The following is a 25,147-nucleotide window of genomic DNA, read 5'->3' as shown; positions in this document are numbered from 1 at the left end:
ATCGGCGGCCTAGCGGTTAAACCCAACCAGAGACACAGCATGACCCACGAGCTACCCAAGATCGCCGCATCCAACGCCCTCTGGGACCGCGCCCAGGGCTTGATCCCGGCGGGCACCCAAACCCTGGCCAAAGCTCCGGGCCAATATTCCAACGGGGTCGCGCCCAAATACGCCCGGCGCGGCCAGGGGGCGCGGCTGTGGGATGTCGATGGCAACGAGTTCCTGGATTACAACCTGGGTATCGGTCCCATCGTGCTGGGCTACGGCCATCCTGTGGTGGACGCGGCGATCCGGCGGCAGTTGGAGGACGGCATCACTTTCTCGCTGATGCACCCCTTGGAAGTGGAACTGGCCGAGTTGATGCGGGATTGCATCCCCAACGTGGAATCGGTGCGCTTCTCCAAGACCGGCTGCGACGTGACCAGCGCCGCCGTGCGCCTGGCCCGCGCCTACACCGGACGCGAGCGGGTGCTGTGCTGCGGCTACCACGGCTGGCATGACTGGTATATCGCCGTCACCGACCGCGACGCCGGGATTCCTCCAAGCACCGCCGCGCTCACCCATACCTTCAATTACAACGACCTCGATTCGGTGATCGACGCCATCGACGAAGGCACGGCCTGCGTCATCCTCGAACCCTTCGTGTTCGAGCGCGAGAACGGCTCCTTCCTCAAAGGATTGCGGGAAATCTGCGACCGGTACGGCACCTTGTTGATCTTCGACGAGATGTGGACCGGCTTCCGCTGCGCCTTGGGCGGTGCCCAGGAATTCTTCGGGGTGCGGGCCGACCTGTGCCTGTTCTCCAAGGCCATGGCCAACGGGATGCCGATTTCCGCCATCGCCGGACGCCGCGAGGTGATGGCCTTGTTCGAGCGGGAGGTGTTCTTCTTCACCACCTTCGGCGGCGAAGCCTTGTCGCTGGCCGCCGCCAAAGCCTGCATCGAATTCATCCGCGATCACGATGTGACCGCCGACTTGGCCCGGCGCGGCCAGGACTTGCTGGACGGCGTGAACGGCCTGATCCGCGATCTCGGCCTCGATTACGTCACGACCGCCGGGTATCCCTTCCGCACCATCATGAATTTCTCGCCCAGCGCCGGGAATCCGCTGCTGATGAAAACCCTGGTGCAGCAGGAATTGATCCGGCGCGGCATCCTCTGGTCCGGCACCTTGAACCTGTGCCATGCCCATACGGCCCAGGACGTGGATGACACCGTCCGCGCCTTCGCCGACAGCCTCGCGATCCTGGCCGAAGCCGTGGCGGCGGGTGCCGTGGCCGCGTATCTCAAAGGCGAACCCTTGCAGCCGGTGTTCCGCAAGACCAGCCAGTTCCACATCAAGCCGCGGGTGACCGCATGAGCCTGTTCGACCTCGGCGGCAAGACCGCCATCGTCACCGGCGCGGCGGGCTTGCTCGGACGCCAGCACTGCCAAGCGCTGGCCGAGGCGGGCGCGTTCGTGGTCGCCACCGATAGCGACCGCGCCGCCTGCGCCGCCGTGGCCGGGGAACTCGGCCATTCCGCCATGGCCATCGCCGCCGATGTCACCGACCCGCTGTCCTTGCGGCGGCTGGCGGACGCGGTGCGCAGCCTGACCGGGCGGATCGATATCCTGGTCAACAACGCCGCCATCAACGACAAGTTCGAGGACCCGGCGGCGGCCTTGGAGCAATCCCGTTTCGAGAACTATCCACTGGAACTCTGGCAGCGCTCGCTGGACGTGAACGTGACCGGGGTGTTCCTGTGTTCCCAGGTGATCGGGGCGGAAATGGCCCGCGCCGGCCGGGGCAGCATCATCAACGTGGCGTCCACCTATGGCGTGGTGGCCCCGGACCAATCCCTCTACCGCGATCCCGAGGGCCAGCAGCGTTTCTATAAAACCCCGGTGTATCCGACCACCAAGGGCGCGGTATTGGCCTTCACCCGCTTCCTGGCCGCGTATTGGGGCGGGGCGGGCGTCCGGGTCAACGCGCTGTCGCCCGGCGGCGTGGAGAACGGGCAGGACGATTTCTTCGTGGCGGAATACTCGCGCCGTACCCCGCTGGGGCGCATGGCCGCGCCCACCGATTTCAGGGGGGCCGTGGTGTATCTGGCCTCCGACGCTTCGGGCTATATGACCGGCGCGAACCTGCTGGTGGACGGCGGTTTCACGGCGGTTTGAAACGGTCCCGCGGCCCAGCGCTTGGGCGGGCCGCGACCCGCCCCACCTCATCATCCACTCTTGAGCAAGGTATCTGTATGAGCAAACGGGAAGTGAACATCGGCGACCGCTTTATCGGCGACGGCCATCCGGTCTATGTCATCGCCGAAATCGGCATCAACCATAACGGCTCGCTGGATTTGGCCAAGGAATTGATCTTCGGGGCCGTGGGCGCGGGAGCCGATTGCGTGAAATTCCAAAAACGCACCCCGGAACTGTGCGTGCCGCAGGAGCAATGGCAGTTGGAGCGCGATACGCCCTGGGGCCGGATGACCTATATCGACTACCGCCGCAAGGTCGAATTCGGCGTGGACGACTACGCCGAGATCGACCGCTATTGCCGCCAACTGGGCATCGCCTGGACCGCGTCCTGCTGGGACGAGCCTTCGGTCGATTTCATGGAGCAGTTCGAGCCGCCGTTCTACAAGATGGCGAGCGCTTCCTTGACCGATCTCCCTTTGCTGCGCAAGGCCCGCGCCACCGGCAGGCCGTTGATGATCTCGACCGGCATGTCCACCATGGAGGAAATCGTCGCCGCCGTGCAGGCCATCGGCACCCACGACCACGCCGACCGCCCCAGCCTGATGATCGCCCACGCCACCTCGACCTATCCGTGCAAGGTGGACGAACTCAACCTGCTGATGATCCACACCTTGAAGGAGCGCTATCCCGGCGTGCCGGTCGGCTATTCCGGCCATGAAACCGGCCTGTCGCCGTCCCTGGCGGCGGTCGCGCTGGGTGCCAGCTTCCTGGAACGCCATATCACCCTGGACCGCGCCATGTGGGGCACGGACCAGGCGGCTTCGGTGGAACTGGTCGGCTTCGAGCGCTTGGTGCGCGATGTCCGCGATATCCAGAAATCGCTGGGCGATGGCGTGAAGCGCGTCTACGACAGCGAACTCGGGCCGCGGGCCAAGCTGCGCCGGGTGCGGGCCGCCGCCTGAAATCTACCGATAGCGGGTTCCCAAGCGGAGCTAGGGAACCCGCAACCACTATCCGCCCATAGACGACGAGGATATAACAATGACCCAAGATTGGACTCCCGAGGAATTCGCCCGCCGCGCCCGCCGCTTGAAACTGGTCCTGACCGATTGCGACGGTGTCCTGACCGACGGCGGCGTCTATTACTCCAAGCATGGCGAGGAGCTGAAACGCTTCAATATCCGCGACGGGATGGCGGTGGAACGGCTCCGGCTGCTGGCCGGGATCGAAACCGGCATCGTCAGCGGGGAACTGTCGCCCTCGGTGGCCCGCCGCGCCGAGAAGCTGCAAATCACCGAGCTACACCTGGGTTCCAAGGACAAGGCCGCGACGGTGAAAGCCATCCTGGAGCGCCTCAACCTGCACTCCCAGGAAGTCGCCTATGTCGGCGACGATGTCAACGACCTGCCCGCCTTCGCCGTGGTCGGGCTGACCGCCTGTCCCGGCGATGCCTTGTCCGAGGTCAAGGCGGCGGCGCATATCGTGCTGGGCCGTCCGGGCGGCCATGGGGTGTTCCGCGAATTCGCCGAAATGGTGCTGAAGGCCCGCGCCGACGCGGGGGCCTTGTGAGTTTGGGATTCTTCACCATCCTGGCGGCGCAGTTCTTTTCCTCCTTGGCCGACAACGCCCTGCTGTTCGGGGCCATCGCCCTGTTGCGGGAGCAACAAGCCCCCTCCTGGCAAACCCCGGTCCTGCAACAAAGCTTCGTGGTCGCCTTCATCGTCCTCGCGCCCTTCGTCGGACCGTTCGCCGACGCCCTGCCCAAGGGCCGGGTGATGTTCGTCAGCAACGCGGTGAAGATCGCCGGTTGCCTGGGGATGCTGATGGGCGTGCCGCCCTTGCTGGCCTATGCCGTGGTCGGCGTGGGCGGGGCCATGTATTCGCCCGCCAAGTACGGCATCCTCACCGAATATTTCCCGCCGGAAAAACTGGTCTGGGCCAATGGCTGGCTGGAAGGGCTGACGGTGGCGGCGATCATCCTGGGGGCCATCATCGGCGGCCTGTTGATCGGCGACCGGGTGGGGGCGGAAGCGGCGCGGCTCCTGGCCGGGCTGCCGTTCAATTTCGGCATCGACACCGTGGCCGAATTCGCCATCGCCGCCATGCTCGGCTTCTACGCGCTGGCGGCCTTGTTCAACCTCTATATCCCGCGATTGCCCATCGACCATAAACTGCCCAGCCGCAGCCTGGGCTTCATCCTCAAGGATTTCCTGCATTGCTTCGTGCAGTTGTGGAAAGACCCGCTGGGGCAGGTGTCGCTGGCGGTGACGGCCTTGTTCTGGGGCGCGGGGGCCACTTTGCGCCTGATCGTCCTGATGTGGGCGGCGGCGGCTTTGCACCTGGGTTTGGAGCAGGCCACCCAATTGACCGCCGTGGTGGCGGTGGGGATCGGTTTCGGCGCGGCCTGGGCCGGGAAGGCGGTGCCCTTGGAGCATTCGGTGCGGGTGTTGCCGGTGGGGATCGCCATGGGTTTGGTGGTGTCGGCGATGGCCTGGGTGAGCGATTGGCGGGTCGCCCTGCCGATGCTGGCCTTGATCGGGGCCATGGGCGGTTATTTCGTGGTGCCCATGAACGCCTTGTTGCAGCACCGCGGCCATACGCTGATGGGCGCGGGCCATTCCATCGCCTTGCAGAACTTCAACGAGAACCTCAGCATCCTGCTGATGCTCGGACTCTATGCCTTGATGATCAAGGTGGAGTTGTCGGCCAATGCCATCGTGGTGGTTTTCGGCCTGATCGTGGCGGGCAGCATGGCGGTCCTGACCAAGCTGCACGGCCACGACCAGGATTAACCGTCCTGGTGCTTTTTCGCTCTTGCTGGGGTGGGTCGAGTCCCGCCATTCATGGTGGACGGCGGGTCAGGCTATCGCTAGCCCGCCCTATGGCTTTTCGGTATCCAGCCTCGGAAGGCGGGAATAATATCCCGCCGATGCGCTGGTATATCGACGCGGAGGGATAGGATATTTTTGCCCCGCCGCCTATCCATATCAAACACCCTCCGGATTGCGGGTTTCCTTCATCAATCCGTCACGCCGCCTCAATATTGCCATCATAAGCCATGCGTATCGTTTCCCGATTCCACCCGGAGGAAATCCCCATGTCGGCCAACCGCCCGAATCGAGAATCCCGCCCCCGCCGTTTCGTCGCCGAAATCGCCCGCGACGAGGCCACCATCCGCGCCACCCAGGCTTTGCGCTACCAGGTTTTCGCCGGGGAAATGGGTGCCCGGCTGCATACCCCTATCGAGGGCTTGGACTGCGACGAAATCGATGCTTATTGCGACCATTTATTGGTGCGCGATACCCAGACCGGGGCCATCGCCGCCTGTACCCGGTTATTGACCGATACCCAGGCCCGGCGTTTGGGGCGTTTCTATTCGGAAGGGGAATTCGACCTCGGGGCCATCCGCGCCTTGCCGGGCCGGTTCTTGGAAATAGGCCGCACCTGCGTCGATCCGGCCCAGCGCGGCGGCGTGGTGTTGGGCACCCTGTGGAACGGCTTGGCGGATTATGTCGCCGAGGGTGGCTTCGATTACCTGATGGGTTGCGCCAGCATCCCGCCCGGTCCCAGCGGTTTCGCGGTGGACGCCGTTTACCGCCGGATCGAACCGGAGCAATTCGGCCCGGCCCGGCTCTGGGCCACGCCGCGGATCCCGGTGCCCGCCGACCGGCGCTGCGACCGCGACGAGAGCGGCATCCCGCCCTTGCTGCAAGCCTATCTGCGCCTGGGGTGTTGGGTTTGCGGCGAGCCTTACTGGGACGAGGATTTCAACGTGATGGACGTGTTCATCCTGCTCGACCTCTCGCGCTTGCAGGCCCGCTACGAACGGCGCTTCATCGGTCCCCGGCCCGGAGACGCCCATGCGGCGCTGCCTGCCCTGGCTTAAGGGCGCGGGCATCGCCGCCATGTTCCTGCTGGGCGTGGTCCTGGCGGGGGCGGTCATGCCGGGCTTGCGGTGGCTGTTGGGACGGCGGGCCTCCGGCCTGTGCGAGGATATCGTCGTCCATTGGAACCGCACGGTGTGCCGCATCCTGAATGTGCGGCTGGAAATCACCGGCGCTCCCGATCCGGCGGCCCGCTTGCTGGTCGCCAACCATATCTCCTGGCTGGATATCATCGCCCTGGGCGGCCAGTGCCGGGGCCAATTCGTCGCCAAGGCCGAAGTGGCGGATTGGCCGGTGATGGGCTATCTCGCCAAGCGGATCGGCACGTTGTTCGTCCAGCGTGGCGACGCCGCCCAAACCGCCGCCACGGCGGAATTGATGCTGTGGCGGCTGCGCCAGGGCAAGCGCTTGATGCTGTTCCCGGAAGGCACCACCACCCCCGGCGAGCGGGTGCTGCGCTTCCATGGCCGTTTGTTCCAGCCCGCCGGTCTGGCCGGGGTCGGGGTACAGGCGGTGGCCTTGGGGTATTCCGGCCCGGCCAAAACCGCGGCACCCTTCATCGGCGAGGACGAATTCGTGCCGCATTTACTGGGCATCCTGCGCCTGGAGCGAATCGATCTGAGCTTGTCCTACGGGCCGCTGCTCCCGGCGGGCTTGGACGCGGGCGGCATGGCGGCGCTGTCTCGGCGCTGGGTCGCCGAGACGCTGGCCGCGGTTCCCGCCGCCCGCCTGGGCGCGGGTTGAACCCTTTGCCCGAAACGAACTGATCCATCCGTTTGGCCGCTGGCCGCGGGTGGAAAACCCCACCCCACCCCACCCTACCCTATCCCCTGGTTTCCCGCCCGCCGCCACCTGGACCGTGGAAAATCCCCGTTTGGCTATACTCTCGGCAAGGCCCGGCGGTGCGGCAAGCGCGATCCGTCCCGGTCCGATAGGGGATATCCCAGGACGGTGCAGCCCATTTCATTCCCCTCTTATATCGATCCTGCCGGGTATCCGGTTCATGGAGGATAGGCGCGGTATAGCTCGCATCCATCCGAATGGATAACCATGCATCCCGGTGATTCGCAAGCCGGTTTTCCATCCCCCGCTCCGGGCCTGGGCGATGGGGAAACCTTAACCGTTCCGCCCGGCACCTCGCCGCGCTCCATCGCCGCCTTCGTGCCCGTGGCCTTGAGGCGGGCCGACGCCCAGGTTTTGAACCGGAGGCTGGCGGGAACGGGATTCAGGCTCATCCCGCCGCCCGCCGGCCTGGCCACGGGCAGGCCGGTCAGGCTATCGGGGAATTCCATCGCGGCCCAGGGCTTGCGGATCGTGGTCGGCCTGCTGGCGGACGAGGTCCAGGCCTTGCCGTCCGCGGTCGGCGCGGTGTTGCGGGCGCTCGGACCCGCGATCCTGGTTTCCGATGTCTCCAACTCCCAGGGCCGGGCCTGGATCAACCACCGTTTGCTGGCGTTCGGCGTGTCCCAGTACGCCAAGAGCTTGATCGGCAAGGCGTCCGTCGACGATCTGGTCGCGGAGGCGAAGGCCGGGACCGCCTATAACATCGGTTCCAACGACTACCGGCATTACACCCCGGCCACGCGGGTCGAGGTCATCCAGCGGGTGATGCAGAACACCATCCGCCACGAGATCGGCCATTTGCTGACCAGCGAAGCGGCCTTGGACCGGCTGGACGCTTTCATGCGTTCGCACGGCGTCGATGGGGCGTGGACCGACCGGCATCTTTCGCCCTACGCGGCCCATAATGGCCGGGAATTCCTCGCCGAATCCTTTAGCAAATACCACCACCGCGACTATCGGCGGGGGACGATGCCCGCAGACTGGGAAGCCTTGGTGGAGGCCATGCCCGGCGACAAACTCGCCCAGCTCGACCGGCCCGTGGACCGGAAATGAGCTTGCGGGGTCCGGTCCCGCAGCCACCGCCGCCCGTTCCAAGCCCTCGGTGCGGGGCGGGAAAAGACCCGGCCGCTTTGAATGCGGGATACCGGGTTTTCCGGGACCCGGCGCATAGGGATGGTTACGGATCGACAGTAAAATATCTGAACGGGGGCGCGCGGACCGGTTCCAACCCGTTAAGGAAGGTTTTCCCGTCCGGGCCATGGGGTTTTGGCCGGGTAAAGAACCGCTCCTATTGGGATAGGATGGTCCGGACCATCCTGCCGTGTTTATGCTAAGTCCGACGCTAATGCAGGGAGGTATATGATGACCCCGTTCCAGAAATTCGCCCGTATTTTCGGTTCGATCTATGCCGTGATCGGTGTTTTGGGATTTTTCCCCATTTTGGTCCAACCTATCGCCGATACCACCGGATTGGAGGTGGTGGCGGGATATGGTCGGTTATTGGGGATTTTCCCGGTCAATGTGACCCATAACCTGGTACACCTCGGCCTAGGGCTGTGGGGTATTTGGGCGGCGAAAAGCGATATGGCCTCGATAGCCTTCGCCAAGGCCAATGCGGTTTTATTCGCCGCGTTGGCGGTATTGGGATTCATCCCGGCCACCGGGATGTTGTTCGGTTTGGCCCCGATTTATGGGATCGATGCGGTTTTACATGCCGCGACCGCCATCGTGGCCGGTTATTTCGGTTATATCCTGCCGACCCACATCCATCACGATACTCCCGCCGCCATCCACCATTAAGGGGGTTTTGGCGACGTGCCGGCCTTGTCCCAGGATAAGGTCGGCCTTTCCGGAACGCGACCGCGCGGCCCTTTTCCATCCCCGGCGGGCCGGATCGATACCTCCGTAGAATGTCCCGCCGCCGCGAGCGACAAATCCTGTGTTCCTCCATCGCTCCGACCGGTGGAACCAAAGCGTTGTCACCCCCAAACCAAGCCTCCACCCGGCCCAGGCCCATCCTCCCTGATTGAGCCGGTCCATCCTTGTCCGTCCTGGAACTGGGTTTCCACCAACCGCGGAACGATATCCAAGACCGGGGACGGCCGGATTATAGGGAGCCATCCCCGATCAACCATTGGCGGCCCAGCACGGAATCTATGGTGTAAACCCCGACCGGGGTTTCGATGCGGCCTTGGATGCGTTCCCCGCCGAGGTCCAGGATGACCCAATGGTTCCCGCCGTCGCCGCCGAGGCGGCCATACCAAGTGAAACCGCCATCGGACCGGTCGGCGCGGGTTTCGTAAACCACTTCGAAATGTCCTGTCGGCAAAACCAGGGCGAGGGTTGCGCCCGCCGCCATATCGGCCAATGCCGCGGCCCGTAGGCTGATTTCGACGACGGAGCCTGGCGGGAAATCCCGGTATCGCTCCGGCAGCGGGGCATCGCCGGGTTCGTAATAAAGCAAACCGTCCCGGTCGCCCGGTAAAAGGGGGCGCGGAGCGGTTTCATCGGCATCGCGTTTGCGGCTGCTCACGATGATGTGCCGGGTCTTGCCGGCGGCATCCGCGACGGCGACATAGTTGTAATCCGCCAGGATCGACCAGAGTTCCGCCGGATTTCCCGGTGTCGGCGTTCCGGGCGGAAAATCCCGGTCGAGTCCGGGGGCCACGCTGAAGTGGACGCCATGCCGTGCGCCCAGCCATTCGAACAGGTGCGCGGGCCGGGAAGCGGAGGGAGGCGGTTTTGGCGCGGGTGCGGGATCGGCGGCGATGCTGATATCCAGGGCCAGGAGGATCGATAGCCCGATGAACCTTGGAACCGACGGTGAATGGATGGCCACGGGAAGCGCTCGGCAAGGGCGCGGACGGGGCGTTTCCCAAGCGGGCGCGGAATCCCGGTCGGCGCGGAGGGTCCGGCCAACGGTCCCGCCTCCGTGGGGCTTCCTTGGACCTGGGAGGATGCGCCGCCCGTGGTGGGTTGGCCCCCGTCCGCGGATGGAGATCGTTTAATCCGCAGCTTAGGTGGGCGGGGCGGGAATTCTGTGATGCGGGTCTCGTCCGGCGTTATCGCCTGGATTGCGGAGGCCGGACCGGCCCGGTGCCAGGGCATTTTTGGAACGGGGGTGCGGTCTTGGCAGATTAACCGGCCGTATACCGGAAACGCGCCTAGCGCACGACCCTCACGGTGTCGCCATCGGCCAGGAACGACGCCCCCGCCGCCACCAGCCGGTCGCCGGGGCCGATGGCGCCGGAGATTTCCACCCAAGCGCCGTCGCGCCGCCCCAGTGCCACCTTGACCTCGGCCACGCGGGCGATGCCGCCGTTTTCATCTTGTAGCCGGAACACGTAGCTGAAGCCTTCGCGCAGGGCCAGGGCGGTTTGCGGCACGGCCAGGGCGGTTTGGGTGCCGAGTTGGAATTCGCCGTGGGCGAACATCCCCGGCTTGAACCCGGCGGCGGCGGCGTCCGGCAGGTCCACGTAGACCAGGGCGTTGCGGCTTTGGTCGTCGAGGGTCGGTCCCACGGCGCGGAGCTTGCCGACCGTCTCGGCGGTGCCGGGCACCGCCACCCGCGCCGCGACGCCGGGTTGGAGCCGCCGCAATTCGGCGGCGGTCACTTCGGCCCGCCATTCCAGCCGGTTCTGGCGGATCAGGCGGAACAATTCCTGCCCTTCCGCCGCCACCGCGCCCAGGGTGGCGCTACGGCTGGAGACCACCCCGTCGTCGCTCGCCACCACCTGGGCATGGCGCAGGCGCAGCGATTGCTGGTCGAGCTGGGCCTGGGCCGAACGCACCCGCGCCTCGGCGGTTTTTTCCCCGGTGAGGTATTGGCCCACCTGCTGGTCGCTGAGCGCCCCGGAGTCCACCACCCGCCGCACCCGTCCGGCGTTGAGGCGGGCTTCCTCCAGGGTGGCCTCGGCCTCGGCCAGCGCGGCGCGGGCCTGGGCCACGTCGGCGGCGACCCGTTCCCGGTCCAGCACCGCCAGCACCTGGCCTTTGCGCACGCTGTCGCCGACCTGGGCGTGGACTTCGACCAGCCGGAGCCCGCCCACCTCCGCGCCGATGATGGCTTCCTGCCAGGCCGCCACCGAGCCGTTGGCGGCGAGGGTCAATGGCAGTTCGCGCAATTCGGGGCGCACGGCCTCGACGTTGAGGGCGGGTTTGGGCGCGGGGGCGGGGATGGCCGGGGCGGGCGGATCGCCATGCCCGAGGCCGAGGCCCAGTCCGGTGCCGAGTCCCAAGGCCAGGAGGAGGCGGAATAGCGTTGCCTTGCTCACGATGCGTCGTTTCCGGGGGAGGCGGTGGCGGGGACCGGGGGCCGGTCTTCCCAGGAGCCGCCCGCCGCCCGGTACAGGGCGATCCAGGCGGCGGCGTATTCCTGTTCCAATTCGGCCACCGCCCGCTCGGAGGCCAGGGCTTGGCGGCGCGAGGCCTCGGCGTCGATCAGGCTGCCGAAACCGACTTGGTAGAGCTGTTCGGTGGCGCGGAAATTGGCCCGGTAGCCCGCGGCGGCGGCGCGGGCTTCGGGCAGGCGTTGTCCGGCGTTGTGGAGGCGGACCAGGGCTTCTTCCACTTCCTTCGCCGCGGTCCGGGCCGTGGCCTTGAACCGCGACAGGGCGGCTTGGTAGCCGGCCTGGGCGGCTTCCACGTCGGCGGCGCGTTTGCCCCAATCGAACAGCGGCAGGTTCAGGGTCGGGCCGAACGACCAGGTCTGGGCCAGGGCCAGGGCCGCGCCGTTGATGCTCTGGAGGCTGGGGGTGATGTTCCCGGACAGGCTCAGCTTGGGGAAGCGCTTGGCCTGTTCCACCCCGATCCGGGCGCTGGCCTCGGCCACGGCGCGTTCGGCGGCGGCGACATCGGGCCGCTGCATCAAAACCCGCGCCGGCAGGCCATCCAGCCGGAACGGCGGCGGGCTGGGCATCCGCGCCACCCGTTCCGGGACGGCGGTCAGGCGGTGGCGGACCTCGGGCTCGGACAAGCCGGTCAGGGCCACCAAACCCTTGATGGCGCGTTCGCATTGCCCTCGTTGGCGCAGCAGGCCGTCCTGGCCATCGGCGGCGCTGGCGCGGGCCAGGGCGACATCGGCCGGTGCACGCAGGCCGGCGCTGCCGGCGATATCGGTCAGGCGGGCGGTTTCCCGGCGCGAGGCGGCGTCGGCCTCGGCCAAGCGGACCAGGGCTTCGCACAGCCGGTAATTCAGATAGGCGTTGGCGACCTCGACCGCGACCGCCACCCGCGCGGCGTGCCAGGAGGCGGCGCGGGCCTGGACTTGGCGGTCCGCCGCCTCGCGCTGGCGGGCGATGCCGCCGAACAAATCGATTTCCCAATTCGATTGCAGCCCGATCTGGTATTGGTCGCGCATGAAGGGCGGGCCGCCGAAGGAAAAGTTGGAATGGGAAATATCCGCGCTGCCATCGAGGCGGGGCAAGCCGGACGACTCGGCCCCGGCCAGCCCGGCGCGGGCTTCTTCGATGCGGGCGCGGGCCTCGGCCACGTCGGCGCTTTCCCGCTGGGCCGCGGCCAGGAAACGGTCGAGCGCGGGGTCTTGGAAGCCTTCCCACCAGCGTCCGAGCGCCGCCGGATCGCCGCCATGGGCCAGGGGCGCGACGGGCGGTTCCGCCTGCCAACGCGGCGCGGTGGGCGGGGCCGGGGCTTGGTAATCCGGCCCGACCGTGGCGATCAAGCCGCCGCCGCAGCCCGACCACAACGACGGGAGCAGGGCCAGGCCCAGGGGTTTAAGCCGCGCCATGGAGCGGCTCCCCGGCGCGGCGGCGGGCTTCGCCCTCGATCATCGACAACGCGTAGCCGGCCAGCCGTTCCGCCAACACATCGATGGCGGCGGAACTGTCCAGCAGTTCCGGCAAGAGGGCCACGGCCACGTCCTGCCCCACGTAGAAATGCACCGCCATCCCCAGGATGGCGAAAGCCAGCCGGTGGGTGTCGGCATCGGCCTGTTCCAGGCCCAAGCGCCGCTGCAACAGCCCCAACAGCGCTTCGTGCTGGGGTTTGATCTCGGCGTCGATTTCCTCTTGCCATGCCCCGGTGGGTTCGATCATTTCCCGGAAATGCAGCTTCATCACCCAGCGGATTTCCTCGCCCCGCTTCAAAGGCTCCAGGAAATCCTTGAGCAGCAGGCGCAAGGCCGCAGCCAAGGGCAGGCTGGCGTACAACGTCCGGTTGGCATGGCAGGGCAATTCGCCCAGGGGTTCGGTGAACGCGGCCCGGTACAGCCCGGCCTTGTCGCCGAAGTAATAGCGGATGGCGGAAATATTGGCCCCCGCCGCTTCCGAGATTTCGCGGGTGGTGGCGGCCTCGTAGCCCTTTTCGGCGAACAGGCGCAAAGCCGCCCGCACCAAACGGCTGCGGGCGGCGTCCGGGAGGCTGGTTGCAAGAGAGGTCAAGGACGGGTCTCGTGGCGGATGGGCTTAATCAAGCGATTGAAACCGATTGTGTAAATCGGGCGTTTGATTGTCAAGCCCGCTGGCAGCGTGTGCCATCCCCGGTCGCGGTTATGGCTGTGGAAAAATTCCACACTGTGCTGGTTGCCGCCGATTTCCAAGCCGTGCTGGGAGTACCCGCTTGGAAACGTCGTCAAGCAAGCCGAGCCGCGCAAGGGGCGAACCCCGCGCCGGGGATCGAGGAAAAGTGTGGAAAAATTCCACACCTTGGCAAAGCGGTGGGCGGGGAAGGTTGACACGGATGAATATGCTGTTATTTTGACCCGCATCATCCACAAACAGCGATCCCTATGACCCCGTCCAGCCTCGCGCCCGTTATCGCGATCACCAACCACAAGGGCGGGGTCGGGAAAACCACCACGGCGGTGAACCTCGCCGCCGAACTCGGCTTGACCGGGCATAACGTGCTGGTGATCGACCTCGACCCCCAGGCCAACGCCAGCCTGCATCTCGGTATCGCCCATCCGGCCAGCCTGGGCGTCAACGCCGCCATCCTGTTCAAGGGCGAAACCATCGAGGCCGTGGCCGACGCGATCCAGACCGAGGTCAATCCCGGTTTCAAGAACACCCATTTCATTCCCGGCAGCCTGTCGCTGGACCATGTCGAGGACCATCTGCGGGCCTATTCGCCCCAGCCCTATAAGGAACTCGCGGCCAGGGTCGAGCCGCTGCGCTCGGTCTACGATATCATCATCATCGATTGTCCGCCGCGGCTGGGGCTGTTGTCCGGCAACGCCATCGCCTCGGCCAGCCATTACCTGATCCCGATAGAGACCAATTCCCAATACCCCTTGCACGGCGTCACCGACCTGCACGCCTTCATCCACCGCATGAGCAGGGCCTTGAATCCCGGACTCGCCAACCTGGGCGTGCTGTTGACCCGCCACGACGAGCGCAGGCGCACCTGCAAAGCCATCGCCCAATCCGCCAAGGACATGGTGGGTTCGATCCTGCCCATCGTGATCCATTCCAGCACCAAGGTGGGCGAGGCCAGCGTCTCGCGTTGCCCGATCCGCAAGATCGAGCGCGACGGACGGGTGACCCAGGATTACGAGCGGCTCGCGGCCCATCTCTCGGAAACCCTGGCCTTGCAGAAGAACGGCGACGCCGCCTGATCCCGGAACCCAGCCCATGTCCGATAACGACACCGCCGCGCCGCCCGCCCCGAAGAAACTGTCCCCGCTCGAAAAGCTGGCGGCCAAATCCAAGGAGTCCATCGGTCTCCACCAAGCCCACCAGGAAGCGCTGGGGCCGGATGTCGGCCCGTCGCCGCAAGGGGCCGCCGCCCGCAAAATCCATGTCGATTTGATCGACCCCAATCCCTGGCAGCCCCGCACCCATTTCGACGAGGCCGGCCTGCGCGAACTCGCCCAATCGATCCAGGCCACCCAGGGCGTGATCGAGCCCATCGTGCTGCGGCGCAACGGGGAGCGCTATCAATTGGTGGTGGGGGAGCGCCGCTGGCGCGCGGCGAAACTGGCCGGGCATCAGCATATCGACGCCGTGGTGCGCGAACTGGCCGACCAGGAAGCCGCCCTGATGGCCCTGGTCGAGAATATCGACCGCGAGGACTTGAGCGATTACGAGGTCGCCCTGGCCTTGGGCAACCTGCGCGAGCGCTTCAAGACCACCAGCCAGCTGGCGCGCTATCTCAACAAGGACCGCAAGGATACCTACCGCTATCTGGCCTTCCTCGACCTGCCGGATTGGCTGCGGGCGCGGCTGGACCGGAATCCCCGCCTGATCCACCGCACTTCCGCCGATAACCTCAAGGGCTTGTTCGGTTCGGTGGAGGACGGAGCCGGGGCCTACCGGGACGCCACCCAAAAGGCCTTGGACCTGATCGAATCGGGTGCCTTGGCCCAGAATATGTTGATCCCGCAGATCAAGCGCTACGCCCTGGGGCCGGGACGCGCCGCCGCGCCCGCCGAGGTCGTGTTCAGCCGCCATGGGCAGAAGGTCGGCTCCCTGGTCCGCGGCGGCAAGCACATCAAGATCACCCTCAAGGCCGCCAGCCTGACCGAGGCGCAGACCGACGAACTCGAACGGCTCATCCATCACTGGGTGAAGGGCGACCCCCCTGCCGGTTAGGCGGGCCATGGACGGACCCGCGCCGGGACCGCCGCCGGCCCACGGTTTCGGACGGGGTATCGCCAAACCCGCCCTATCGGCGCGCCCATTCCATGCGGCGCTTTTTCCCGGCGGGAGGAATCCAATAAAACAGAGGATGTGGACATCTTATTTTCGGCTGATTAAACTGCGTTGGAAATCATACGGCCATATCCGCCGGGGTTCTCCATATAACCATGCGGCAATTCCAGCGCGTCTGGGCATAAAACACCGGGACAGCGCGGTACGGGCCAATTGTCAACCGGGATTGTAAGCCAGGCTCAAGCAAGGACATATGGAAATAATAAAATGACCTAATCCAATGACCGGTCGGTGGTTATAATCCAGCACAATCACCACTATTACGGATTAGTTAAGGAATGAAAAAGCCATCCAAGCCGAGCTGGCGGCCTGGGGAAAAAACCCGGCTTCATCTCTCCAATCCTCCGCGCGTTCCGGTCCGCTCCTCCGTATCGAAGAAACACGCGCCCATCCAGCTCAAAATGCATAAAAACCCAAGCGGAAAGCTCCAATCCAAGCTTCCTACGGACGCCCGCGACAGCGATGTATTGAACCGGGATATGAATCTCCTGTGGTTGCTGCGCGGCGATGTGCGGGAAAAACTGCTGGCCGAAAACGGCTCCGCCGAAGAGGCGAAAAAGGAATTCGTGGCGTGGTGGTTGGCGTTCGGGCGCCGGGAATATCCCGATACCCCTTGGTTCGACCCTGGATATGCCGCCATCGTCCAGGAGGTCGTCGGGGAATGGAACGGCCTCGGTATCACCCGGCTCATGCGTTTCCTGGCGCAATCCAGGCAGGATGTGCGGGAGGTCTGCGCCGGCGAAAACGGTATCGATTGGGAGCGCTTCTCCTATTGGTATTTCATCTACGGCGTGGTCGAATACGATTTGTTTTCCCTGCTGACCGAGGCCGAGCTGGATTATATCGAAGCCCCGTCACCCCATGTGCAGCAGGATGTTTCCATGCCCATCAGCCGCCTGATGTATGGGGTATGGGCTTGGCAGCGGGATTTGTCCGCCGCCTTCAACCTGGCGGAACGGGCGGAGCGGGAAAGCTATGTCGCTTGGTTTTATATCCATGGTCTCGGCAAGCACCATTATTTCAAATATATCCGCTTGCCGCACGCCATCCGCCTGTGCGAGCCGGTCCCTTATATGGAAGGGGATTTGAATCCACCCGTCACGCGCCTCATGTGGTATTTGTGGCTGGCGGAAAATGGGCTGCGGGAGAAGATCGATATCACCACCCGCGAGGGCCGCATCGAATTGCGCTCCCTGCTTTACGACAAGCTCTATGCCGGGACCGAGCTCAAACCCCTATGGGATATCCTGAATTCCAATCTGAAACCCCTGCCCGGCTTCCAACCCAAGGGTTTGTTCGATAACGGCCCGGATACTTCCGGCGCCTCCTACAAACCCCATTTGGCCGGTTTGGACCCGGCCCGTCTGGGGGTCAACCTGGTCGGCTATGCCATGGGCGAACTCGGCATAGGCGAGGATGTGCGGATGATTACCCGCGCCTTGGAATCGGCCGGTATTCCCTTTTGTATTTTGAACCGCCAGCCGGGCAAGGAAATCCGGCAAATGGATTTTTCGATGACGCGGCACCTTTCCGCCCATCCGCGTTATCCCATCACCTTGATCTGCATGACCGCGTTCGATACCGCCGCGTTTTGGCTGAACCGGCCCGATATTTTCCAGAACACCTATGTCATCGGTTGCTGGCCGTGGGAATTGCCGGAATGGCCCAGGGATTGGCACAAGGTCTATGGCCTGGTGGACGAGGTTTGGTCTTCCAGCCATTACACCTTGCGGGCCTTCGCCGCCGACTCGCCCGTGCCGGTCCTGCACATGCCCATGGTGGTGACCATCGACGAGCGGGAAGAGCGCTCGCGGGCCGATTTCGGCCTGCCCGAGGCGCGTTTCCTGTTCCTGTTCGTGTTCGATTTCATGTCCTATCCGGCCCGGAAAAACCCCGAGGCTTGCGTCGAGGCGTTTTTACGGGCTTTCCCACAGGGCGACGAACCGGTGAACCTGGTCCTCAAGGTGTCCAACGCGGTCCACGATTCCCCTTTGTGGGCCTTGATCGACCAGGCCCGCACCCAAGACCCGAGGATCGTCCTGCTCGATGCGACCCTCGACAAGGGGGCGGTGTTGGGGCTGATGCAGGTATGCGACGCCTATGTGTCCCTGCACCGGGCCGAGGGTTTCGGCCGCACCCTGGCCGAGGCCATGCTGATGGGGAAGCCGGTGATCGCCACCGATTATTCCGGCAGCGCCGACTACCTCAGCGAGGCCACGGGAATCCCCGTGCCGCACGCCATGGTGGCGGTCGGCGCAACGGAATATCCCTGCGGCGAGGGGCAATCCTGGGCCGAACCCGATATCGACGGCGCCGCCGCCAAGATGCGGGCGGTGTTCCTGGATTATCCCCGTTATAGCGCCCGCGGCACCGCGGCGCGTGAATATATCCTCCAATACTATTCGCCAGGCCCGGTGGGCGGACGGATATCCCACAGGTTGGCCGAATTGATCCAACGTCCCTGACCGGAGCCGTCTTCCCTCGGTTTTTTCCCGCCCATGGCGATGACCCGCCATGGGGAAATCCAACCATATCCTACGATAGGGGTTTCTAATGGCCAAGAAAATGACGTTCAACCAAGCCAGCAAGGTCGCTGGCCAGATTTATGGTTCGATATTGGCGCGCGACAGCGACCCGGAAGGTTTCGATTGGTGTGTCGATAACCTTACCAACGGTAATTTCTCGGTCCGGGAGATTATCAAAGAAATGTGCCGGTCGGACGAATATCGCGAGAAAATGCTCATGAACGATACCCCGAACGAGATCGCCCGCAAATGGCGCAAGAAATTCCTCGGGGAAACCGTACCCAACCGGGAGGCCATCAAGGATTTGGCCATCGGCCTTCTGGAAAATGATTGGCGGGATGTCATTGACGGGCTGTTGGATTCCGATGAATATATCGCGAAACATGGTGACGATGGCATACCACGTTGAGTGCATATAAATCTAAGCAAGGTATTTGAATGATGGAATCCACGATAGAAGGCGAGTTGCAATCGCTGGGTAGCGAAGGTTTCGAGGGATGGGCTTGGGATAGCGGCAAACCCTACGACCCGGTCGAGGTGGAGGTGATTTGCAATGGCGTGGTGATCGCCAGGACGCTGGCGGACGGATTTTCCCTGGACCTGGTGAAACAGCGCAAGGGCAACGGGATGCACACGTTTTCGGTGATCCCGGAAACCCTGCCCAGGGGCGACTATCCCTTGAATATCTGGGCCAGGGTCGTGGGCCAGGAAACCGCTTTGGCCGGCCAGCTCTCCATCCGCTCGCGGTCCGAGTTCATCGGGATATTGCCCAAGCCCTTGCTGAATGACTACAAGGGGTATATCGATGGTATCCGCGATGGCATGATGGTCGGCTGGGTGTTCAACCTGACCTTCCCCGAGGACGAGGTCGAGGTGGAGTTGCTGGATGGCGACCGGGTGATCGCGACGGCCCTGGCCAGCCGTTATCGCGGGGATGTGCAGGGACAACATCCCGAAGGCGGCAATAGCGGTTTCGAATTGCCCCTGACCTACGACCTGGTCGATGGCCGGGTGCATTCGCTACGGGTCCGGGTGGTGGATAGCGGCTACGAACTCGCCAATAGCCCGGTGTTGTTCGGGCCGAGCGCGGCCAATACCTTGATCACGGAAATCCTGCGCATCCGGGAAGTCACATCCACGCTCGACAAGCGGCTGGCCGAGTTCCCGGCCACCTTCGAAACCTTGGCGCGCGAATTGCTAGGCCGTTTCGAGGCGTTCTACAGCATCCAACGCGACGCTTTCGAGCGGGAGTTGCAGGAAGTCAAGAAGGCCGCGCTGGGGATGCCGACCCGGTATTATGCCGAACCCTTGCCCGGAGCCGCCGACGCGGACGCGGTGGAGGAAGAGGGAATTGAGCGCGATACGGGCGAGGCTCCGGTCGCGTTAGTGGATGCGGAAGTCCAGGCCGACGCGGTTCCATCTGTGGCGGAAGATGTAGAACTTGGGTCCGATGCGGGCGAGGCTCCGGTCGCGTTAGTGGACGCGGAAGTCCAGGCCGACGCGGTTCCGGCCTTGGTGGAAGATGTGGCACCTGGGTCCGATACGGACGAGGTTCCCGCCGTGGTGGCGGATGCGGACGCGGAAACCCAGGCCGGCGCGGTCCCGGCCACCGGCGCGGGCACCCGCCGCAAAAGGAGCGGCTAGCGTGGTGGCCATGGTCAAACCCAAACTGGCGGTGTTTTCGCCGCTGCCGCCACGCGAGAACGGCATCGCCGATTACACCCACGAAATCCTGCCCTGGCACGCCCAGGACTTCGAAGTCACCGTGGTCCTGGAGGACAACCACCCCGCGCCCAGCCGGGGTCCGGGCTGGGACGGCATCGCGACGGTGTTCCTGGCCGAGTATCTGGCCCGGTCCGAGGACTACGCCGACCATGTCCACCTCTACCATGTCGGCAACAACCCGGACCATGTCTACATGCTGCCGATCATGCTGGAACGGCCCGGCGTGGTGGTGTTGCACGATGTGTCCCTGCACCACCTGATGGATTGCGCGACCCTGCGCTATGGCGATTTCGCGGCCTATACGGCCTTGTTGGAACGCGAGTACGGGGCGGCGGGGCGCTTGCTCGGCGAGCAATTCGAGCGCTACCGCTGGCGCGAGCGGGCGATGTTCTACGAACTGCCGTTGACCCGCACCCTGTTGGCGCGGGCCCAGGGCGTGGTGGTCCATTCGGCCTTCGCCTACTTCAAGGCCAAGGCCCAAAGCCCCGATACCCCGGCCTACCTCATCCCCCACCACCTCACCCCGGTGGTCAAGCGGGTGGATGGACTGGACCGCCAGGAGGTCCGCGCCAAGCTCGGACTCGAAGACGCCGAACTGGTCCTGCTCTCGCTGGGTTTCATCACCAAGGCCAAACAGATCGACGCCGTCCTGCGCTGCCTCGCCGCCCTCCGCGACCAATTGCCGCCGTTCCGCTACGTGCTGGCCGGGGCGCGTCTGCCGGACCAATTCGATGTGGACGCGGCCATCGTCCATTACGATTTGGAGGATGTGGTCATCGTCACCGATTACCTGGACGAGGCCGCGTTCTTCGATTGCATCGCCGCCGCCGACCTGGTCGTCAACCTGCGCTATCCCACCGGCGGCGAAACCAGCGGCACCTTGATCCGCGCCCTGGGTTGCGGTGCCTGCGTGGTGGTGGTCGATCACGGCCCCTTCGCCGAATTGCCGGACGATGTCTGCGTCAAGGTGCCCTGGTCCGAACATTTCGACGCGAGTTTGACGGCGGCCTTGTTGGAGACCATCCATAACCCGGCCTTGCGCGAGGAGATCGGCCACCGCGCCAAGCGCTTCCTCAGGGACCGCCATGCCATCGCCCGCTCGGCGGCGGCGTACCGCGACGCCTTGTCGGAGGCCAGGGCGCGGCCCGACCAGGCCTGGGGCGTGCCAGCCCCGCACCGGCTGTTGGGGTTGCGCCCCTTGCAGGCGCTCTTGGGCCGGGCCGGTCCGCCGCCGCCGGGACAGGCCTGGGCGCGGGAAGCCCTGCTGCCGGAAGCCCAGGCCCATAGCCGCTTGGTGCTGGCGGGCGACGAATCCGAGGCCCGGACCGTTTGGCTGGACCATTATGGCTATCGCGCCGGGCAAACCGCCCGCTTGGCGGAGAACCCGCCGGAGCGCGGGGCCGACGCCGCGCTCTACGCCGCCCGCGAACCCGCGGCCCCGGCCTTCCAGGCCGCGCTGGCGGCGCTCAACCACGCCCTGGCGTTCGGCGGGGTGCTAGTGGTCGATCTGGTGCGCGGGGAGGCCGCGGTTTCCGGCATGCTGGACGATCCGCGCCGGATCGAGGCGGAGATCGCCCGTGCCGGTTTCAAACCGCTGAAGCGGGCTTTGGGCGGTCCTTCCGATGTCGCGCCCGGCATCGATTTCAGCACGGGGACCCCGGCGGCGGAACCGCCCTTCGAGGCGTGTTGGCAGGCGGTGAAGGTGTCCGAATTCATCGCGCCGCGTCCGCCGACGCCGGTCGCGCCCAACCAACCGGAGGCGGTGGCATGAACCCGAACCAACTGACTTGGCGGATGCTGGCCGAAACCGACCGCCTGCCCTATTTCGGCGGGGCCGGGCTGGGCTTGTTGCCCGCTTTGTTCCGCATCCATGGGCCTTGGCGGGCGGCGGTCTGCGCGACCGATCCGGCCTCGCCGATCCTGGACTGGCTGAGGCGCAACACCGACGCCGAACTCTATCTGTTCCCCGGTTTTGCGGGTTCCGCCGCTTGGCCGCAAGGTCCCTGGGATTCCGGGACGGTGCCGGCCTTGCTGGACGGGGCCGGGCGCGATTGGCTCGATGTCGGGGATATCGCCCATGGCCTGGGGTCGCGGCCCCGGTTGCGGCGGGGCCACGTCCTGGACGAAGCGCTCGATCCCGCCCTGGGCCTTGGCTTGATCCTCACCGATATCCACGGCGCGGCGGGCTTGGTAAGCGGGGCGGCGCGGCATTTGGCCAGCGCCCGTCCGGCCTTGCTCATCGCCCGCGAAAGGCCGGGATCGATCACCGCCGCCACCGCCGAACTGCTGGCCGTGGCCGGAACCCTGGCGGCGGCGGGCTATCTCCTGCACGATTCGGCGCTCACCCCGCTGGATAGCCGCGACGGGATCGAAACCGCCCTCCGCGATTGGCGGGAGACGGTGTTCCTGGGACTGCCGGCGGGCTTGGCCCTGGCCCTGCTCGACGCCGACGGGGAGGCCGCCACGGCGGCCAGCTTCGCGGCGGCGCGGGACCGGGCGGCCTGGGCCTACCTCGGCGAATACCGGCGTCCCCCCGCGGTCCCGGCCCGCATCCATCTGCAAGCCGATGAAATCCCCGATAGCGCGGGGTTCTATCCCGCCGAGAGCTGGGAGGATTTGCGCTGGCGTTGGACCGGTCCCAAGCCTTGCGCCACGGCGCGGATCCCCTTGATCCGCCCAGGGCGCTACCGGCTGGCCTGCCGCCTGCTCAAGGTCGCCGACCGGCGGGTGCTGGATACCCTGCGGGTGTTCGTCAACGGCCAACCGTTGGAACTCGCCATCGAGCAGGGCGAACACGATATCGGCCTGGCCGGGGAATTCGTGGCCGGTTTGGCCCGTTTCCGGCCCGTCGCCGAAATCCTGTTCACCCATTCCGAAACCTACTACATCAACCCCGACGATCCACGCCGCCTGGGCTTGGCCCTGATGGATATCGAGATCGAGCGCGGGGACCACTGAACCATGCATTGCCTGATCGTTTCCCCGATTCCCAGCCATCCCCAATTCCAAGGCAACAGCGCCCGCATCCACCGCATGGGGCGCTGCCTGCAAGCCCTGGGTTACCGTGTGCATTTCCTCTACTATCCGCTGGAGGGGCTGGACCCCCAGCAGCGCGAGGACATGTCCGCCGATTGGGATTATTTCTACAGCCTGCCCTGCGACCTGCCTTCGGGCGGCCAGATGTCGCGGGAAGACCATTACGCTATCGACGACTGGTACGATCCCCGCGTCGGCGACCTCGCCGCCGAATTGCACCGGCGCTGGAACTACCGCCTGGTGCTGGTGAACTACGTCTGGTTCTCCGGGGTGCTGGAAGCGCTGCCGGACGGGGTGTTCAAGGTCGTCGATACCCACGACGTGTTCGGCGACCGCCACCTGCGTTCCATCGAGGCCGGGATGCCGCCCGAATGGTTCTACACCACGGTCGAGGAAGACCTGCGCGGACTCCGCCGCGCCGATCTGGTCATCGCCATCCAGGACCAGGAGCGCGACCATTACCGGGCCTTGGGACTGCCCAGGGTCGAGACCGTCGGTTTCATCACTCCCAAGCGCCAAGCCGCGCCCAGGCCGCGTGGGCGGGTCGCCGTGGGCTATCTCGCCAGTTCCAACCCCTGGAACGTGAACGGCTTCGAGAAACTGGTGGACGCCCTCGCCGCCTATCCGGATTTGGCCGCCCAAGCCGATTTCCTGCTGGCCGGGCCGATTTGCGGCAAAATACCCAAGGACGGGCTCGGTCCGTTCCGGCCCCTGGGGATGGTGGAGCGGGTGGACGATTTCTACGCCCAGGTCGATATCGCCCTCAATCCGATGCTCGGCGGCACCGGGCTCAAGATCAAGACGGTGGAAGCCCTATCGTTCGGGACCGGGGTGTTGTCGACGGTCGATGGCTTCACCGGCATCGCCAGTCCCCACCCCGAACACCGCTGCGAAACCCTGGAAAGCCTCGCGGCGCGGCTCGCCGGATTGGTGGCGGAAGGCGGCGCGGCGGTCGAGGTTTTACAGCGGAATTCGAGGGAGGTATTCGCCGAATATCAGGCGCTCCAGATACGCGCCCTCAACGCCCTGTTCAAACCGGAAACCTGATTCCCATCCAGGGGGTGGAAATATCCCCCGTCACAATGCTTACCTATCAAGCCGGTATCCTGGCGGAACCGGCTTCCATTCAAAGGCTATACCATGAAAAGACTCGGCATCGTTGGATACTACGGCCACGGCAATTTCGGCGACGAATTATTCTTGCAAGCATTCCGGCGGATTTTCCCGGTGAACGAATACCGCATGGACCTGCTCGGCAGGAGCGGCGCCCTGATGCGTAAATACCGGGATAGCCGCCTCGACGCCATCGCCGAACGCTACGACGCCATCATTATCGGCGGCGGCGATTTGCTGATCCCCGGCTACGATGTGGCCAACCAATATTTCCTGGAGGAATTCCTACAAGTGCCGGTATTCATCCATGGGGTCGGAGTGCCCACTTGGACCGGCTACGACGAAACCGCCTGCAATAATATGAAGAAGTTCCTGCGCTCGGAAGCGATACGCAATGTCTGCGTCCGCGATATCGAGGGCGTGGAATGGGTGAACAAGAATATCAAACCCCATGTCGAGGCGGTTTTTGCCGACGATATCGTGTTCAGCCTGTTGGATACCGTGGATTTCCGCTACCAACCCAAAACCTCGGTGGAGCGCATAGGCATCGTATTGCGCGGCGGCCAGAACAAACCCGACTGCAAGATGAAGGAATTCGTGCATTTCCTGTTGCAACAAGGCTATGCCCTGCGTTTCATCATGCTCGGCACCGGCAAGGAGCTCGATTACGACCTGACCGCGGTGGAAAAGCTGGAATGCCTGGATTCCGACCGGGTCGATGTGGTGGTCCGGCAAAGCGATGTCGATTTGCTGCACGCCTTCGATGGGGTGGACGCGGTCTACAGCATGAAATTCCATGGCTGCATCGCCGCGCTCATGCATGGCATCCCCACCTTCGCGCTCATTACCACCGATAAGTTCGTGAACCTTTACCGTAAACTGGGTATAGAAAACTACATCATCCACCATACCAACGCCCGTTTGTTCGAGAGCGTTGATTCGATCTATGCCTTCCCAGAATTGGATCTTGATGGAATTTATGAATCCTCTACCAAAGGATTATATGATCTAAAAACCAAGGTGGATGTGGCGATACTGAACGCCAGACAGGTCCGGCTCAAATCGGATTGAATGGTTTGGACATAGAATGGGAACATGGCCTAAAAATAGCCATGCCGAGTTTCCTGGGCATAGATAATCCATAGGTTGGGATTGGAAGCCGGGATTATCAAAGT

The 25,147-nt window shown here is 64.7% G+C and carries 22 protein-coding genes; 18 read left to right on the top strand and 4 right to left on the bottom strand.

The features are described from left to right. Positions 1-39: 39 nt before the first annotated feature. From K5658_RS21445 to K5658_RS21405, 9 genes are all read left to right on the top strand, one after another. Positions 40-1,359 (top strand): aminotransferase class III-fold pyridoxal phosphate-dependent enzyme, encoded by a 1,320-nt coding sequence (locus K5658_RS21445; protein ID WP_221067102.1) that lies wholly within the window; start codon positions 40-42, stop codon positions 1,357-1,359. Continuing rightward, on the top strand, positions 1,356-2,159 hold the full coding sequence (locus K5658_RS21440; protein ID WP_221067101.1) for an SDR family oxidoreductase: 804 nt from the start codon (positions 1,356-1,358) through the stop codon (positions 2,157-2,159). Before K5658_RS21445 ends, K5658_RS21440 begins: the two co-directional genes overlap by 4 nt. Positions 2,160-2,236: 77 nt before the next feature. After that, the gene (locus tag K5658_RS21435) at positions 2,237-3,142 is read left to right on the top strand and encodes an N-acetylneuraminate synthase family protein (RefSeq protein WP_221067100.1); all 906 of its coding nucleotides are present in this window, start codon (positions 2,237-2,239) and stop codon (positions 3,140-3,142) included. A 79-nt stretch (positions 3,143-3,221) separates the two neighbouring features. Beyond that, the gene (locus K5658_RS21430) at positions 3,222-3,749 is read left to right on the top strand and encodes a KdsC family phosphatase (protein WP_221067099.1); all 528 of its coding nucleotides are present in this window, start codon (positions 3,222-3,224) and stop codon (positions 3,747-3,749) included. Next, positions 3,746-4,972: a lysophospholipid transporter LplT gene (lplT, locus tag K5658_RS21425; protein WP_221067098.1), complete on the top strand. Its 1,227-nt coding sequence runs from the start codon at positions 3,746-3,748 to the stop codon at positions 4,970-4,972. The genes K5658_RS21430 and lplT overlap by 4 nt, the downstream gene beginning before the upstream one ends. 305 nt (positions 4,973-5,277) lie before the next feature. Beyond that, positions 5,278-6,066, top strand: coding sequence for a GNAT family N-acetyltransferase (locus tag K5658_RS21420; protein WP_221067097.1), 789 nt, complete (start codon positions 5,278-5,280; stop codon positions 6,064-6,066). Further along, positions 6,041-6,808, top strand: a complete 768-nt coding sequence (locus K5658_RS21415) for a lysophospholipid acyltransferase family protein (RefSeq protein WP_221067096.1) — start codon at positions 6,041-6,043, stop codon at positions 6,806-6,808. The genes K5658_RS21420 and K5658_RS21415 overlap by 26 nt, the downstream gene beginning before the upstream one ends. A gap of 306 nt (positions 6,809-7,114) precedes the next feature. Beyond that, the gene (locus K5658_RS21410; RefSeq protein ID WP_221067095.1) at positions 7,115-7,960 is read left to right on the top strand and encodes a hypothetical protein; all 846 of its coding nucleotides are present in this window, start codon (positions 7,115-7,117) and stop codon (positions 7,958-7,960) included. Between the two features lie 306 nt (positions 7,961-8,266). Then, the gene (locus K5658_RS21405; protein ID WP_246628675.1) at positions 8,267-8,707 is read left to right on the top strand and encodes a DUF4383 domain-containing protein; all 441 of its coding nucleotides are present in this window, start codon (positions 8,267-8,269) and stop codon (positions 8,705-8,707) included. A gap of 307 nt (positions 8,708-9,014) precedes the next feature. On the opposite strand, the gene K5658_RS21400 is transcribed toward K5658_RS21405, so the two are convergent. The 4 genes from K5658_RS21400 to K5658_RS21385 all read right to left on the bottom strand — a co-directional run bounded on the left by K5658_RS21400 (position 9,015) and on the right by K5658_RS21385 (position 13,305). Beyond that, complete coding sequence (locus tag K5658_RS21400; protein ID WP_221067094.1) at positions 9,015-9,746, bottom strand: hypothetical protein; 732 nt, start codon at positions 9,744-9,746, stop codon at positions 9,015-9,017. A 325-nt stretch (positions 9,747-10,071) separates the two neighbouring features. After that, complete coding sequence (locus K5658_RS21395) at positions 10,072-11,181, bottom strand: efflux RND transporter periplasmic adaptor subunit (RefSeq protein ID WP_221067093.1); 1,110 nt, start codon at positions 11,179-11,181, stop codon at positions 10,072-10,074. Further along, complete coding sequence (locus K5658_RS21390; RefSeq protein ID WP_221067092.1) at positions 11,178-12,653, bottom strand: efflux transporter outer membrane subunit; 1,476 nt, start codon at positions 12,651-12,653, stop codon at positions 11,178-11,180. Before K5658_RS21390 ends, K5658_RS21395 begins: the two co-directional genes overlap by 4 nt. Continuing rightward, the gene (locus tag K5658_RS21385; protein WP_221067091.1) at positions 12,640-13,305 is read right to left on the bottom strand and encodes a CerR family C-terminal domain-containing protein; all 666 of its coding nucleotides are present in this window, start codon (positions 13,303-13,305) and stop codon (positions 12,640-12,642) included. The genes K5658_RS21390 and K5658_RS21385 overlap by 14 nt, the downstream gene beginning before the upstream one ends. A gap of 347 nt (positions 13,306-13,652) precedes the next feature. Here K5658_RS21385 and K5658_RS21380 point away from each other — a divergent pair, with 347 nt between their 5' ends. The 9 genes from K5658_RS21380 to K5658_RS21340 all read left to right on the top strand — a co-directional run bounded on the left by K5658_RS21380 (position 13,653) and on the right by K5658_RS21340 (position 25,043). Beyond that, positions 13,653-14,477, top strand: a complete 825-nt coding sequence (locus tag K5658_RS21380; protein ID WP_221067090.1) for a ParA family protein — start codon at positions 13,653-13,655, stop codon at positions 14,475-14,477. Positions 14,478-14,493: 16 nt separating this feature from the next. Continuing rightward, positions 14,494-15,453: a ParB/RepB/Spo0J family partition protein gene (locus K5658_RS21375; RefSeq protein WP_221067089.1), complete on the top strand. Its 960-nt coding sequence runs from the start codon at positions 14,494-14,496 to the stop codon at positions 15,451-15,453. A 599-nt stretch (positions 15,454-16,052) separates the two neighbouring features. Then, entirely contained in the window at positions 16,053-18,038 is a 1,986-nt protein-coding gene (locus tag K5658_RS21370; protein WP_221067088.1) for a glycosyltransferase family 4 protein, read from the top strand. 88 nt (positions 18,039-18,126) lie between these two features. Continuing rightward, on the top strand, positions 18,127-18,507 hold the full coding sequence (locus tag K5658_RS21365) for a phycobilisome rod-core linker polypeptide (RefSeq protein WP_221067087.1): 381 nt from the start codon (positions 18,127-18,129) through the stop codon (positions 18,505-18,507). Positions 18,508-18,536: 29 nt separating this feature from the next. Continuing rightward, the gene (locus K5658_RS21360) at positions 18,537-19,742 is read left to right on the top strand and encodes a hypothetical protein (protein ID WP_221067086.1); all 1,206 of its coding nucleotides are present in this window, start codon (positions 18,537-18,539) and stop codon (positions 19,740-19,742) included. Positions 19,743-19,752: 10 nt separating this feature from the next. Then, positions 19,753-21,594: a glycosyltransferase gene (locus tag K5658_RS21355; protein ID WP_221067085.1), complete on the top strand. Its 1,842-nt coding sequence runs from the start codon at positions 19,753-19,755 to the stop codon at positions 21,592-21,594. After that, on the top strand, positions 21,591-22,781 hold the full coding sequence (locus K5658_RS21350) for a hypothetical protein (RefSeq protein ID WP_221067084.1): 1,191 nt from the start codon (positions 21,591-21,593) through the stop codon (positions 22,779-22,781). Before K5658_RS21355 ends, K5658_RS21350 begins: the two co-directional genes overlap by 4 nt. A 3-nt stretch (positions 22,782-22,784) precedes the next feature. Further along, a complete protein-coding gene (locus K5658_RS21345; protein WP_221067083.1) occupies positions 22,785-23,906 on the top strand; it encodes a glycosyltransferase in 1,122 nt (373 codons plus the stop codon). Between the two features lie 93 nt (positions 23,907-23,999). Then, the gene (locus K5658_RS21340) at positions 24,000-25,043 is read left to right on the top strand and encodes a polysaccharide pyruvyl transferase family protein (protein ID WP_221067082.1); all 1,044 of its coding nucleotides are present in this window, start codon (positions 24,000-24,002) and stop codon (positions 25,041-25,043) included. The last annotated feature ends 104 nt before the right edge of the window (positions 25,044-25,147 follow it).

It is taken from the genome of Methylomagnum ishizawai (assembly GCF_019670005.1).
Taxonomy (GTDB): Bacteria; Pseudomonadota; Gammaproteobacteria; order Methylococcales; family Methylococcaceae; genus Methylomagnum; species Methylomagnum ishizawai.
The sequence above is the reverse complement of the archived record's forward strand: the minus strand, read 5'-3'. Positions and strand labels throughout refer to the sequence as shown.